The 13918-nt window shown below is 47.9% G+C and carries 9 protein-coding genes and 1 pseudogene; 5 read left to right on the top strand and 5 right to left on the bottom strand.

From position 1 onward, the window contains the following. Positions 1–90: 90 nt before the first annotated feature. From sppA to ACO0K3_RS04000, 3 genes are all read right to left on the bottom strand, one after another. Positions 91–1947: a signal peptide peptidase SppA gene (sppA, locus tag ACO0K3_RS04010; protein WP_422982135.1), complete on the bottom strand. Its 1857-nt coding sequence runs from the start codon at positions 1945–1947 to the stop codon at positions 91–93. 215 nt (positions 1948–2162) lie between these two features. Then, positions 2163–3176, bottom strand: a complete 1014-nt coding sequence (locus ACO0K3_RS04005) for a S1/P1 nuclease (protein WP_422982133.1) — start codon at positions 3174–3176, stop codon at positions 2163–2165. Positions 3177–3321: 145 nt separating this feature from the next. Further along, complete coding sequence (locus tag ACO0K3_RS04000) at positions 3322–4035, bottom strand: PEP-CTERM/exosortase system-associated acyltransferase (protein ID WP_422982131.1); 714 nt, start codon at positions 4033–4035, stop codon at positions 3322–3324. Positions 4036–4463: 428 nt separating this feature from the next. Between ACO0K3_RS04000 and ACO0K3_RS03995 the strand changes: the two genes are divergently transcribed. Both ACO0K3_RS03995 and ACO0K3_RS03990 read left to right on the top strand, forming a co-directional pair. Then, positions 4464–4880: a hypothetical protein gene (locus ACO0K3_RS03995; protein ID WP_422982129.1), complete on the top strand. Its 417-nt coding sequence runs from the start codon at positions 4464–4466 to the stop codon at positions 4878–4880. A gap of 204 nt (positions 4881–5084) precedes the next feature. After that, positions 5085–6716, top strand: coding sequence for a peptide chain release factor 3 (locus tag ACO0K3_RS03990; RefSeq protein WP_422957818.1), 1632 nt, complete (start codon positions 5085–5087; stop codon positions 6714–6716). A 69-nt stretch (positions 6717–6785) separates the two neighbouring features. Here the strand turns inward: ACO0K3_RS03990 and ACO0K3_RS03985 are convergent, their stop codons facing one another. Continuing rightward, a complete protein-coding gene (locus tag ACO0K3_RS03985) occupies positions 6786–7520 on the bottom strand; it encodes a YoaK family protein (RefSeq protein ID WP_422982127.1) in 735 nt (244 codons plus the stop codon). 122 nt (positions 7521–7642) lie between these two features. Here ACO0K3_RS03985 and ACO0K3_RS03980 point away from each other — a divergent pair, with 122 nt between their 5' ends. After that, the gene (locus ACO0K3_RS03980) at positions 7643–8530 is read left to right on the top strand and encodes a pirin family protein (RefSeq protein ID WP_422982125.1); all 888 of its coding nucleotides are present in this window, start codon (positions 7643–7645) and stop codon (positions 8528–8530) included. A 2-nt stretch (positions 8531–8532) separates the two neighbouring features. Here the strand turns inward: ACO0K3_RS03980 and ACO0K3_RS03975 are convergent, their stop codons facing one another. Further along, the gene (locus ACO0K3_RS03975; protein ID WP_422982123.1) at positions 8533–9504 is read right to left on the bottom strand and encodes a cupin-like domain-containing protein; all 972 of its coding nucleotides are present in this window, start codon (positions 9502–9504) and stop codon (positions 8533–8535) included. An 886-nt stretch (positions 9505–10390) separates the two neighbouring features. On the opposite strand from ACO0K3_RS03975, the gene ACO0K3_RS03970 reads away from it, so the two are divergent. Further along, positions 10391–13108, top strand: a complete 2718-nt coding sequence (locus ACO0K3_RS03970; protein WP_422982121.1) for a TonB-dependent receptor — start codon at positions 10391–10393, stop codon at positions 13106–13108. 377 nt (positions 13109–13485) lie between these two features. Further along, positions 13486–13918: pseudogene (locus ACO0K3_RS03965) on the top strand (energy transducer TonB); the annotation flags it as partial.

Below are 13918 nucleotides of genomic sequence, written 5' to 3'. Positions count from 1 at the left end.
CTCAAACTATCAGCATTGAAAATAAAAAGACAGAAAATAAAAAAGCGAGCTATCAGGCTCGCTTTTTCAGATCATCTGAGAATCGACGATTCAGGGAACGCCGCACAGACAATGCGTCATCACCGCGTAACCTTTACCTTCTTTATTTAGGTCCGCCAGCCAGCTCAACTCTTTAGCGATTTGTGTTGCCGCTGCTGGTGGTACACCCGTCGGTACTAAGGCGAGCTTAAACTGATCATTCAAGACTTGGGTAACGGAGGCGCCGAACATAGTGAAGAGACGATCAAATTTTGAGGGTTCCCGTTCGATGTAAGAAACGCGGAAATCTTTGCCGAGTTTGGCGCGTGTTGCCGCAGATTTAATCGCGTCACCATAACTGCCGACCGTATCGATCAAGCCGCGTTCTTTGGCTTGCTGCCCCGTCCAGACGCGGCCTTGTGCCACTGCATCGATTTTGTCCGGTGTGGTCTTGCGCGCTTTTGCGGCTTTGCTAGTGAAGTCGTCATAAATATGATTGATACTTGCCTGAATAACTTCACCGAATTTTGGATTCAAAGGGCGCATAGGATTGAAACCATCGCCCAGCCATGTGGTTGTTGTACCACCGGTATGCACGCCAATTTTATCCAGTGCTTTTTCAGCCGTCGGCAAGATGGCAAACACACCGATTGATCCTGTCACTGTCGTTGCATCGGCAATCACTTCATCTGCCGACATCGAGATCCAATAACCGCCAGAGGCGGCGACATTGCCCATAGAGACGACAACGGGTTTGCCTGCATTGCGAGTCAGTTCAAGTTCTCGACGGATGAGTTCTGAACCGAAGGCGCTGCCGCCCGGTGAATCGACGCGTAAGACAATTGCTTTGATCTGGTCGTCTTCGCGCGCCTTGCGAATCAGATTTGCTGTTGACAGTCCGCCGATTGATCCGGCTGGCGCAGTGCCCTCGCTGATCTCGCCGGATGCAATCACAACACCAACGGCATCACCGAGAAATTTAGGTACCTGACGAGCCAGATAATCGTCAAAGCCGACCTGCTTGAAACTCTTGTTCTGATCGTCTTTGACACCTTTGCCTATCATTAGCTGACGCAACTCGTCGCGTGTTTTCAGACCGTCGACCAGTTTGGTATTGACAGCCATTTTGGCGATGTCGCCGCCTGTGACTTTGAGTAGTTCTGGTAACTGGTCGATGCCTTGCATGATGCTGCCAGCAGGCAGCTTGCGCGCTTTTTCTACATCACCGGTGTAAGTTGCCCACATCGCGTTGTACAAGAAACTCTCGGCTTCGGTCGCGGCGGCAGACGGTTCGTTGGCAATATACGGTTCGGCAAAACTCTTATAGGTACCGACCTTCAGCAGATTGACGGTGATACCGATTTTATCGAGTGCATCACGATAGTAATTGCGATAGCGGCCAAAGCCGTTCAGCATGATGTTGCCCATAGGATGCAAATAAACTTCAGTGGCATGCGAGGCCAGATAGTATTGGCGCTGATCGTAACTCGAGCCCCAGGCGACGACCGTTTTGCCGTTGGCTTTGAAGCGGTCAATCGCGGCGGCGACTTCACGCAGCATCGGTAAGCCTGCACCTTGCATCTCATCAAGCAGCAAGACTGCGCTGGTGATCTTGGGATCTTTGCCTGCTGCATCTAGTACGGTCAGGATGTCACGCAGTTGCGTTGTTTTTTTTGCTGTACCTTGCGCCTCTGCCAGGACGTTGTCACGCAGACTGCCGGTATTCTGTTCAACCAGCGTACCTTTCAGATCTAGCAGCAAAGCCGTTTTATCGTCAATTTTTTTCGCAGACCCACCAAAGATGCCTACCGCCAGTGCAATGAGGAGTGCCAGTAAAATGAAATTGAGGATAAGCCGGCGGCCAAAATCCAGCGTCCTCCAGACAAAAACGATACTGTTCTTGATCCAGCGAAAGGGTGAGAAAGACATGGGTACTCCTGGTTGTAGATTTTAAACACGCTGCTGACAGACGACAGCGTTCAATGAAATAGTGACGTATTCATAGCGATCCGAACAACTACGCGTAACGACTACAATAAACAAAAATACAGAAAACGGCCATTTCAAACGAATAATGAATGCCTCAGTTTGTCAGGATTTATTGAGGCAAAATAGTAACCCTGATGAGGCATTCATCTTACTCCTTAGTCAGGCCAGATCGTTTGCAGCAATTGCGCCAGATGAGCACCTGCTTTGGTCAGCGACTCTTCTTTGACTTGCGCCATCGTTCTTTCATACGCCAGAGGTAATGCGATTGACCAGTTATTGCCCTTGACATTGGGTGTACGTTCACTGAACTGAGCGCCTGCAAAAACGATACGCGCATTGCGAATGGCGTCATCCGCCCACAGGACTGCCCATTGTTCAGGAGGGGCTGTGTCTTTTGCGATCGTCTTGGCTTTCTTCGTCAGGAAGTCGTTCATTCTGCCACGCTTGAAGTTCTGTGGCAGGTCATCCCATAAGGAATGCAGATTGCCGCAAGGGCATTGCAGGGCATTACCACCTATCGTATTCGTGGTTTTGTCCAGTCCCTTATCATCCGGGTTGAGGATTTTGCCATCGGCATCCAGGAAAATCGACCCCACATGCAGAGGCTGATGGATATCTCCAACGTAGTGAGTCAGCAGCATCAGGGCTTCGCGCTCGTCCTTAATATTGAATGGGGCTGGCGCTTTTTGCCCGCGTAAGACAGCGATGGTTGCTTGAATAGCGTTCACGATGTCGTGATCATTGGTGCCGGCAAAACCGGTTTTGTAATGATCATGCTGCAAGCTGATGTCGGTGTAGTGATATTGTTTGTGGCAGGTTTCTTCATCCGCGCCAGGATTGCAGGCATTGTTATTTCGGCGTACAAAATCGGCGAAGGCTTGAATATCTTCAGGATTTTCAAATGGCTGACATTCAGCGAAGCGGCCTGTCACCGTATAGGCAAAATCTTTTTCGGGACTGATCCCCTTGGCGCAATCCGCCCAGACCGAGATTTGCTCCAGTGTGCGCGTACCTAGAAGACTTTTGACTTTGCTACCGGCCTTGGTCCCAGTTAGCATATTGTCAGCGATAGCCCCGACGGTTTGATGGCCGTCTGCTCCCCATGCGAAAGCGAGTTGCGGAAGCAGGGCGATACTGGCTAATACGCCAGCAATAAATTTTTTTGTCATGCGAGATCCAGTGAAATTCAGGGAAGCTTAGCGTTAATATAAGTTAACCAAGAGAAAGATTAAACCATCTTTTTACTCAGACTGCTATGTCTGCCGGATTGTTCCACGGAGTTTCATATAGGTAGCATCTGTTTTGATATACCCATTATCTGAATTCTTTGGGAGGCCACATCGTTTCTTCATGAATGCCAATTCTCGGGTCCGTCATATGTTTGGCAAATTCCAGGAAAAATTCACGATTTTGTTGTGAGAACTGTTCCTCGATTTCTTCCAGAGAGGCAATGCAGGGAATGACCTGTCCGTAGTAGTCGGTGGCAGGACCTACTTGCCGAAAATTAAAATGATGGTATTGCAGCAGGCGCATCAGGCTAGGCTCCATCGCGGCGAGCCAATATTTAATACCGCGTTGTTTTGAATAAGTAAACATCACGCGGAACAGTTCCATCAATAAATCGGAAATTCCAAAATCGGTAAAGTCGCTGCGTACCGCGCCGATTGATGGCGGTATCGTTTGTTTCGGTGGCCGTATCATGGCTCTTTTTTTCTTGCTGATGATGAGCCGGGATATTTCGGCAAATTCTAGCGAGTTTGCACCTTTGGGCAGTTGTGAGACCTTACAGTGATCGAAAATCGGGAAGTGCATAGTCGTCGAACGCACCAGACGTAACGAACCCACGATATTGTCGCCTGAGGCAAACGCACCCAGGTGAATTGCCGATTCATCGTAATCATCGCTCTCTACGCCCTCGGGATAATCCTTGGCATCCAGGAACATCTTTTCGAGACAATACACCTGGTAGCGCAGAGCAAATATCTTTTGCAGTTCATCCTGCTTTTTTACTCTTTTTACATAAAACATCAGCAGCCTTGTGGAGACATGGTCAACAATCAGAATCCTTTTGGTCTATCGTTTCTTATCGTTGATCAGAGACGAAAGTCGTTACGCTTTCGTCCATCAGTATGATTATTTAAAGGGTAGGTAAGTCGTTATTGCGTTTGATCGCGAATTAATGCTTAAGATTGTTTAACAAATTTGTAACCTTGCTTCACATTGTTAAATGGCCGAAGACACTAAAATTCAGTCACAGCATTGTCGTTCATTCACTATTTGACTGCAAACATCCGTATCATTTTTTGATCAGTTGTTGCATCAATAAAGTGCCGAGTCTTTTGTAAAAAAGTTTCCGTATCACATGAACTCCTATGTCGAATCAACTTAGTTTTCAAGATATGCCAATAGTAGTACGCATTTCTGAAAATTTGTTATTACATTTATAAGAGTAGTGTATGCGACCCCACGGAAATTTTAAAATTTATACGGATGGCCAGATTTTGGTCTCAGAAGTCACCGGCCCCTGGAATACTGAGCTGGTGCAGGAGTGGGTAGATTCCATGCTGCCCACGATTCAGGAATTGTCACTTAAAGGTCCCTGGGGCACGATTGCCATCGTTAGTAATTCTTTGCTTTGTCCAAAAGAAGCTTTGCAATTACTCACAGATAAAGCCCGCGGTGCAGTCAGTAAATATCAGTTGGTTGGCAGCGTATATGTCGCTGCACCAGATGTCGACGGACGGAATTTTATCGAGCCTGTGTACGAGAAATTTTATAAAGACATCTGTCCGATAGAATTTTTTGATGATTATCCAGATGCCCGTGACTGGGTTCGTCAGCGGTGCCTGGATTATGCAAAATCGCATGCCTGATTTTGATCTGTCTTTTTTGACCTGTTTTTGTCTGTGCGCCATGTGGGATCAGGCTCGAGGTAGCTTTCCTCATGTTCGTTGTCACGATTTTTGTCATAGCAGTAGTCTATTCGACACAAACCCCAAACACCGTTAAACTAGCCAGCTTTGCTTAATTTGGCCATTACCGTGTCTGACCTTACTCCTTCCAACGAATCTGAAGCAATTCAGTCCGACGCTCCTCTCAGTGTTGTCTCCAGCGATTTGATCCAGCGTGAAGTCGCACGTCGCCGTACTTTCGGTATTATTTCCCATCCGGATGCGGGTAAGACAACATTGACTGAAAAGTTACTGATGTTTTCCGGCGCGATCCAGTTGGCGGGTACAGTAAAGGCGCGTAAGAGCGGTCGTCACGCCACTTCCGATTGGATGGAGATCGAAAAGCAACGCGGTATTTCCGTCGCGTCTTCAGTCATGCAGTTCGAGTACCGCGACCATGTGGTGAACTTGCTGGATACGCCTGGTCACCAGGATTTCTCCGAAGATACTTATCGTGTGCTGACCGCTGTCGATTCTGCCTTAATGGTGATCGATGCTGCCAAGGGCGTGGAAGAGCAGACACTGAAACTGCTGAACGTCTGCCGCATGCGTAATACGCCGATTATTACCTTCGTCAATAAGATGGATCGTGAAACACGTGATCCACTGGAGTTGCTCGATGAACTGGAATCGGTACTGAAGATCCAGTGTGCGCCTGTTACCTGGCCTATCGGTATGGGTAAGACTTTCCGCGGTGTTTACCATATTTTGCGCGATGAAATCTTGTTGTTCACTCCGGGTAGTGAGCGTGCCGACCAAGAGTTCGAAGTCATCAAAGGTATCGACAATCCGCGTCTGGCAGAAATGTTTCCGCTTGAGATTGAACAACTGAAGATGGAGGTCGAATTGGTACATGGCGCGTCCCATCCGTTCAGTCTTGCTGATTTCTTAGCCGGTGTGCAGACACCGGTGTTTTTCGGTTCGGCAATCAATAACTTTGGTGTGCGTGAAATTCTGAACGCCTTGCTCGACTGGGCTCCGGCGCCGCGTGAGCGCGATGCCAGTGTGCGTTCTGTCGTGCCAACTGAAGTGCCGTTCTCCGGTTTTATTTTTAAGATTCAGGCGAACATGGATCCGGCTCACCGGGATCGTATTGCTTTCCTGCGGGTTTGCTCAGGTCGTTTTGAGCGCGGTATGAAACTTAAACACTTGCGTCTGAACCGCGACATCAAAGTGTCGTCTGTGGTGACTTTTATGGCATCGTCACGTGAGCAAGTGGAAGAAGCATATGCCGGCGATATTATCGGTTTGCCAAACCATGGCAACATGCAGATCGGCGATAGCTTCTCTGAAGGTGAGCTGTTGCAATTCACCGGTATTCCTTACTTCGCACCGGATTTTTTCCGCACGGCGCGTATTCTGAATCCACTCAAAATCAAGCAATTGCAAAAAGGTTTGCAGCAGCTAGGTGAAGAGGGCGCAGTACAGGTATTCAAACCCGTAGTCAGCAGCGATTTGGTGTTGGGTGCAGTTGGTGTCTTGCAGTTCGAAGTGGTCGCCAGCCGTTTGAAAAACGAATATGGTGTCGATGCCGTATTTGAAGGAACTAGCATCAGTAGTGCGCGCTGGATTACCTGCGATGACAAAAAAATGCTGGCAGATTTTGAACGTTCCAGTGCCGGTGGCAATATTGCTTTTGATGCAGCCGGAAACATGGCTTATCTTGCGACTTCCGGCGTGAATTTAAAACTCACTCAGGAGCGCTGGCCGGGTGTTGTCTTCCATGCGACGCGCGAGCATGCTGCTAAATTAGATTGAGTCTCGTGTAAAGCAAAGAATAAAAAAGCGTCTCATCACTGATCATGATGAGGCGCTTTTTTTCTGCATTTATGCGGATTTGAATCGTGGTGCAATCGACAGCGTCACCAGTGCTAGAGCCAAAGGCAATGTCGAAATAAAGCCCAGATATTTAAATCCTGCGGCACCCAATAATCCTCCGCAAAAAAAAGCACTGATCAGCATGAGATGTAATCTCAGTTTGTAGCGGTTAGCAGCAACTTCCCCGTGACTTGGATTGACTTTGTCCCTGTTCCAGTAAATCATTTTGCCTAGCTCTATTCCCACATCGGTTACTAATCCCGTGACATGTGTCGTTCTGATTTCTGCATTGGAGATTTTGGTAATCAGTGCATTTTGCAAGCCCATCACATAGCATAGCAATACTGCTGTGAAGGACACGGTGATGACTTCGTGCTGGCGCAGACTTGTGCCAACCAAACCAAATACGATCAGCAGACTTGCTTCCAGCAGCAATACGGGGGTGTAAATATACTGTGGTGTATTACGCTTGGCATAATTCACCATGAGTGCGGTACTAGCAGATCCGAGAACAAAGGCGCACAGCATCAGCGCCGCGGCAAAGGCGGGAATTAGTCTGCCAAGGACCAAATCATCGGCTGCGGATGAGACAATGCCGGTCATGTGCGAGGTATATTGACCGACTGCCAGAAAACCGCCTGCATTCAATGCGCCTGCGATACTTGCTAACGTGACGCCCAAGTGCAGATTCGCTTGAGCCGTGCGCTTAGGTGAGGTAAGTTGAGCGAGATACTGAATTGGCATAGCAGGCGATAACAGACTTTATGCTGGGCAAAAACTCAGTGTAGCGCGCTGACAGAAAATCTTGCAAGCTGCTACCCTCAATTAATCTAGAAAAACGACCATCCAGATACAAAGGACATGTAATGACTAGCATCCGTAAATTAATCCATGGCCAGACTCGTGACATCGGCTTTCCTATCCGGCGCCTGTTGCCGGATGCAGAAGTGCGTCGTATCGGCCCCTTTGTGTTTTTTGATCATATGGGACCTGCATTGTTTGAGGCCGGAACGCATGTCGGTGATGTACGGCCACATCCGCATATTGGTCTGGCAACGGTGACCTATTTGTTTTCTGGTGCGATGATGCATAGAGATAGTCTGGGAAGCGTGCAGCGTATCGTTCCCGGGGATATCAACTGGATGACAGCAGGGCGTGGAATTGTTCACTCTGAGCGTATGCCGGAAGACATCCGTGAGCAGCAAATAGCAATTCAGGGCTTGCAGATGTGGGTGGCTTTACCCGCCAGTGATGAGGACATTGCACCGGCTTTTCATCACTATCCTGCGAAGGATTTGCCAATGATAGAGCAGGATGGCGTGCGTTTGCATGTGCTGGCGGGGCAGGCATACGAACAGAACTCCCCAGTCGCTTGCCATAGTCCTACCTTGTATGTTGCGGGCTGGATTTCCGAAGGCCGCAGCTTGCTTATCTCAAATGAGACCGCGAATTATCCCGAGCGCGGCGTGTACATCGTTGAGGGCAGTGTCCTTCTGGATGGCGAGCCTATTCTTGCCGGTACGCTGATTGTGCTGGAGCAAGGCCAGAATGCGATACTCCTGGCAAGTGCTGATACGACATTGATGTTATTGGGCGGCGCGGCGCTGGAATCGCCACCAGCTTTATGGTGGAATTTTGTCGCCACTAACAAGGAAAAAATTGATGCCGCAAAAATTGCATGGACGAATCAGGACGCCTCTATTTTCCCGCTGGTACCTGGTGAGTCCGAGTGGATTCCGCTGCCGGAGCGTTAATTTTATGCCGAGCGACCAGCAAGCACCCCGCGCCGATTCGCGGGTAGATGTATTGCAGGATCGGCGCTACCATCAAATACATAATGCTTAAAAAGCGCTCCCCAAGCCTCGCGCTGATCGGGTGGCAGATGCTTAAAATTGTTCAGGCAGTGAAGCAGACATTCGAAAGGTGTGCTCGCTTGCGCAGGAGCGACGGCATTGGTCCACCAGTAATTGACCAGTACATTAAAGGCATTTAGTGATTCCACATGATGCCACCACAAGGTAGGAATAAAAATCGCATCGCCGGGTTGCAATTCAGCGAACTGCGCTTGTGTTAGTGCGTCTTTAAATTTTGGATGGCGAACAAAATCCGGCTGCGTAAATGACACCATGCTGATTGGTGAATTGGTTGGCGCGAAGTCGAGCGGACCGATATATAAATTGGCGACTTGATCAGGTGGGAACAGTGTGAAACGACGTTTGCCGCTAACTACACAAGCGATATTGTAGGATGTGTCGATATGTGCGGGTGTGGTAATTGCATTGCCCAGCCAGAGTCTTGGCAAAATCTGTCTATCCATGAACGGCAGTGCATGCTCATCGATAAAGCGCGGCATGCATTCGGTAATCATCGCGCTTTGTATTGCGACAGACGGCGCTGTGGCGAATTGTGCATAACGCAATGCCTGATCGACGACGGAAGATACGCTGACCTGATTACGTAAAAAATTAAAGCCATCCAGATTTTCGTTATAAAAAATTCTTCCCCTGACTTCCGGTGGCGTCAGAATGGCATCCACAGGTTTGCCTGTGTCGAGCTTTTTTAGGTATGTGCTGATCGCTGCGGCCGATATTTTGGCATGCCGGACGGCTGGCCAGGCATCGACAAATCCTCGCAATACGGCTGGTCGGCCGCCCGGAATAATCTCATTCAGAAGAGTCTTTTTGCTGACGTCGCGCCATTCACGTATGGCGGCTAATTGTGTTGTCATGGTTGTAGATGTCGTTATTGATCGCCGCCACTGATCAGTGGTGGGCGAAATTGTGATTACTGGCGAGAGGCTTCGGTCATGGATCTTTGCATTTGGTATTTATTGTACCCAATAGTCCAATTTTTAATAAGACATTAATACCAATTTAAGAATGAAAATACATGTGACTATTACGCGCTTACTATTTGCATGCTTAACGAAACTAATAGCAATTTTCTTGCAGGCTACATGATTAAGGCCTGTTTTTCTATCTGTAGGGTACTTAAAATATCGCCCGGCATGAGATTTGTCGGGCAATCCCTGATTGTATTGGTGGCACGGATATTAAAAATTTCATCACAAAAACATTCTTCTCATAAGAGTAGATGAGATTCTTCTGTTGTTGTAAAAACTAATCAGTCCACTTCTCTAAAAAATTTAAATTATTTAAATAAAAATAGTTTTAAAACATATACTTATATGTTTTTCTTAATGATTATTGTTAATACCAATAATGACTTCGATAATACCACGTAGATACCGCTTGACAACCACTTTTGAGGTATCTACAGTGAGTTCAATGCAAAAATCTTGAGGTAAAAAATTTCGAAATATGTCGTGCCACTAGAATCTGGTATCGGTACGACGAGGTTTCGCAATTGGCTCTGCTGGTTTTGCTAAGGCTGGTGTAGGACGCCTGATCTTAATCGGATAAAAAGCAGAAATAGTTCAAAGAGCAGGCATTTATAGAGCGCATTAAAAAATATGTTTTCAATTGTGGCATTTAAGTGGTTTTGCAATTCAAGCTTAGTAGTAAGTTGTATCGAAACGCTCATCTGCATGGAAAAACAAAAGCTCTGGCAGTGGGGCATCAAGTAGTTTTGATTGATCAATCTTGGGGGAGTAAATGAAAAGTAATTCGACACCTAAACTGACGCCGATCGCTTCTGGCGTTGCTGTGCTGGTAATGACAGTCGCCATGTCGGCACACGCGCAACAGGTTGAACCTAAAGCGCAAGAAGTTGTTGTGACTGGTATCCGTGCAGCGGCACAACAATCTTTGAATCAAAAGCGTAATGCGGAATCACATCTGGAAGTGATCACTGCAGAAGATATTGGCAAGATGCCGGACAAGAACGTTGCTGATTCTCTGCAACGCGTTCCTGGTGTAACGACCAGCTCTGCAAGTGGTAATGAGGGTGGTTTCGATGAAAACGATCGCGTCAGTATGCGTGGTACTAACCCAAGTCTGACCCAGACATTGATCAACGGCCACAATATGGCTGCAGGCGACTGGTTTGTATTGAATCAAAGTGGCCCTGGTGTTGGTCGTAGCATCAGTTACACACTGCTGCCATCCGAACTGGTCAGCCGTATTGAAGTTCATAAGAGCTCTGAAGCCAGTCTGGTAGAAGGTGGTGTTGCCGGTTCTATCGACATCATCACGCGTAAGCCGCTAGAGTTCAAAAAGCAATTTACCGCAGAAGTCACTTTGGGCGCAGTGTATGCCGATTTGCCTAAAAAGACAGATCCACAAGTCAGTGCCTTGCTGAACTGGAAAAATGATACAAACACTTTCGGTGTCATGGTTCAGGCGTTCTCGGAAAAGCGCAGTCTGCGTCGAGATGGTCAGGAATTGCTGGGTTACGAGCAGATCGGTGCGAATAGCAAAGTCGGAAAATCGAATCCCGACTTAGCCGGTGCTTATTATCCGGTGTTAGTTGGTTCTGCGTTGTTTGAACAAACACGTAAGCGTCAAGGTGGTTTGATCGATTTTCAATTCAAGCCTAGCAATGATTTCTCGATTGATTTCAATGCTTTTAGCTCGACCCTGGATGCCGCTAACTACAATCGCAACTACATGATGTGGGGCACTCACTTCATCAATAAAGGCGATGGTCAGGCACCGGATGCTGGTTATGTTGTCACGACAACTAACGGCGTGAAGACTTTGACTAAAGCCAATTTTACAGGTGTCGCTGGTACGCAATATGGTATCTACGATCAGATTTCTCGTCCTGATGCGGGCTCTGAAACCAATTTCTACAACGTTGATGCAAATTGGAAAGTCAATAGTTCGTTGAAGTTGAATGCGCAGTTGGGCACTTCAAGTGGTGTCGGTAAAACGACCACACAAGATGTCGCTGAATGGGATACAGGTAAGGGTACTGGCGCATCATGGGCGTTGAACGGTATCGGTAGTGCCGCTAGCTGGGGCTTGGGATCTGCGAATAATGCAAGTAACGCTAACACCAGTCTTGACTGGATTTTCGGTGATCAGCAGATTAACGTTAAAGATAAAGAAACGTGGGCAAAGCTTGATGGTGAGTATGCGATTAATCAAGGTGTGTTCACTACATTGAAATTTGGTGTGCGAGGTACTGAGCATAAGCGCAATAATGACTTCGTCAACAATCAACGTCCTGAGCTGAGTGGCGCAGTATGGAGTGCGTTACCTTCTGGTGGTACCGTAACCTATCCAGGTAATTTCGGTAGCGGTCTGGGTGGCAACTTCCCGACTAATGTCTGGTCCTACACGGCGGAACAACTGGCAGCTTATGCCTCTAAATACGCATTGCGTCCAACTGATGGTTCACGCGAAAACTGGGCGTCTGAGTTTGCTTTGAAAGAAAATACGACAGCAGCATATGTTCAAAGCAATCTGGAAGGTCAAGGCTGGAGCGGAAACTTCGGCTTACGTTTTGTACAGACCAAAGAAAGCGTTTTGTTACCGTTCTCTGCTGACGCAAAAGCACCTGGTGCCATCACAACTTCATTGTTTGGACCATTCGTGCGTCAACAGTTTGACAATACTTATAATGATGTTCTGCCTAGCGGTAACTTGCGCTTTGACGTACAAAAAGATGTAGTCGCTCGATTTGCGATTTCCAAAACGATGACACGTCCTGACTTCGGTGCTCTGGCTAGCTCCATCAGTCTGAGTCCTCCGGCAGTAGTCGGCGGTGTTGGTAGCGGTAGTGGTGCTAACCCGGATCTGAAACCAATTCGTTCAAACAACTTTGATGCCTCTCTGGAATGGTATTTCGCGCCACGTTCGCTGGTTTCTGCTGGTTTGTTCTACATGGATCTGACTAGCTATGTAGGTATTGGCCAAGTCTCTAAGAGCTACATGACTTACAGCGCTCAAGTGCCGCAAGGCGCGATGGTTCCTTACATCTTGTCTGTGCCGATCAACACCAGCGCTAAAGTCAAAGGTATCGAACTAGCTTACGAACAGCCACTGGGTAATCATTTCGGCTTCTCTTCTAACTACACTTATGCGGATGCAAAAGATGCAGATAACAAAGAGGTTGTCGGTGCATCCAAGAATACATTCAACTTGAGCGGTTACTATGAAGACGACAAGTTCAATGCTCGTGTATCTTACAGCTATCGTTCTAGTTTCTTCAGTGGTCTTGATCGTGAAACAGCATTCTCCCAGGCAGCAACGGGTGCAGTGTCTGCCTCTTTTGGCTATAAGATCAATGACAACTTTAGTATCTCTCTGGATGCGCAGAATCTGAACAATCCAACGTTGAAATACTATGCGCTGAACGAAGATCAGCCGCGTTCGATTTATCAAAGTGGTCGTCAGTTCTATCTGACATTGCGCGCGAAGATGTAATTGATATCCAGGACATGCTGAGCCTTAGTATGCCTGCGATATTTTTCTCTGACACGAAGTGATGGGGCATTGCTCCGTCACTTTCTTCTTTGTCAGAATCGTCTCACCAATAAAAATTCTGAATGCAGCCAGATTGACCGGTTGTGTGCATTTCCATACTCGTGTGATTTGCAACAAGTTACCGCAGATGCATCCTTGTCACAGTTTCTGTTGACAAGTGATTGCCTGGATTGCCTGGATCGCTTGGATCATATGATCAAGTGCTTCCCTCATCGATAAGACGTAAGTACATTTTTTTGAGTTAACTGAATAAGCGTAAGAGACGCAGGAGTTGTTGTATGGATTTTTCAAATCGCCAGCAAGAGCCGGGCAAGAAGTTGCTAGGGATAGGGCTGGTCGTTGCATTTCACGTCGTACTCGTGTACGCCCTGATCAACGGATTAGGGGTCAAAGTAGTCGAGTTCATCCAAAAGCCCCTGGAGACCAAACTCGTCGAAGAAATCAAACCACCGCCACCACCACCAGACATACCGCCACCGCCGCCACCAAAGCTGCTGGCACCGCCACCCCCGTTCATTCCCCCGCCGGAAGTCCAGGTACAGCAACAAGTCGTCACCCCCAACACCATCTCCCAGACCTCCCAAGTCCGGCCAGATACGAACGTGTTGCCCAAATCGACCTTACCCCCGGTCGCTGACGCCAAACCCGTCGGCCCCTCCGTGGTCCCCGGCGTGATCGACTTCAACGTCCCCGGCTGCAAACCCGAATACCCGCGCGCCTCGCTACGTAATGAAGAAACTGGCACCGTCG

It is taken from the genome of Undibacterium sp. Rencai35W (assembly GCF_049340185.1).
Lineage (GTDB): Bacteria > Pseudomonadota > Gammaproteobacteria > Burkholderiales > Burkholderiaceae_D > Undibacterium.
The sequence above is the reverse complement of the archived record's forward strand: the minus strand, read 5'-3'. Positions and strand labels throughout refer to the sequence as shown.

Bases quoted from the DNA above. Each gene is read 5' to 3' on its own strand.
- ACO0K3_RS03995 (WP_422982129.1), top strand. From the start codon at position 4,464: ATGCGACCCCACGGAAATTTTAAAATTTATACGGATGGCCAGATTTTG.
- sppA (WP_422982135.1), bottom strand. From the start codon at position 1,947: ATGTCTTTCTCACCCTTTCGCTGGATCAAGAACAGTATCGTTTTTGTC.
- ACO0K3_RS04000 (WP_422982131.1), bottom strand. From the start codon at position 4,035: ATGTTTTATGTAAAAAGAGTAAAAAAGCAGGATGAACTGCAAAAGATA.
- ACO0K3_RS03985 (WP_422982127.1), bottom strand. From the start codon at position 7,520: ATGCCAATTCAGTATCTCGCTCAACTTACCTCACCTAAGCGCACGGCT.
- ACO0K3_RS04005 (WP_422982133.1), bottom strand. From the start codon at position 3,176: ATGACAAAAAAATTTATTGCTGGCGTATTAGCCAGTATCGCCCTGCTT.
- ACO0K3_RS03975 (WP_422982123.1), bottom strand. From the start codon at position 9,504: ATGACAACACAATTAGCCGCCATACGTGAATGGCGCGACGTCAGCAAA.
- ACO0K3_RS03970 (WP_422982121.1), top strand. From the start codon at position 10,391: ATGAAAAGTAATTCGACACCTAAACTGACGCCGATCGCTTCTGGCGTT.
- ACO0K3_RS03980 (WP_422982125.1), top strand. From the start codon at position 7,643: ATGACTAGCATCCGTAAATTAATCCATGGCCAGACTCGTGACATCGGC.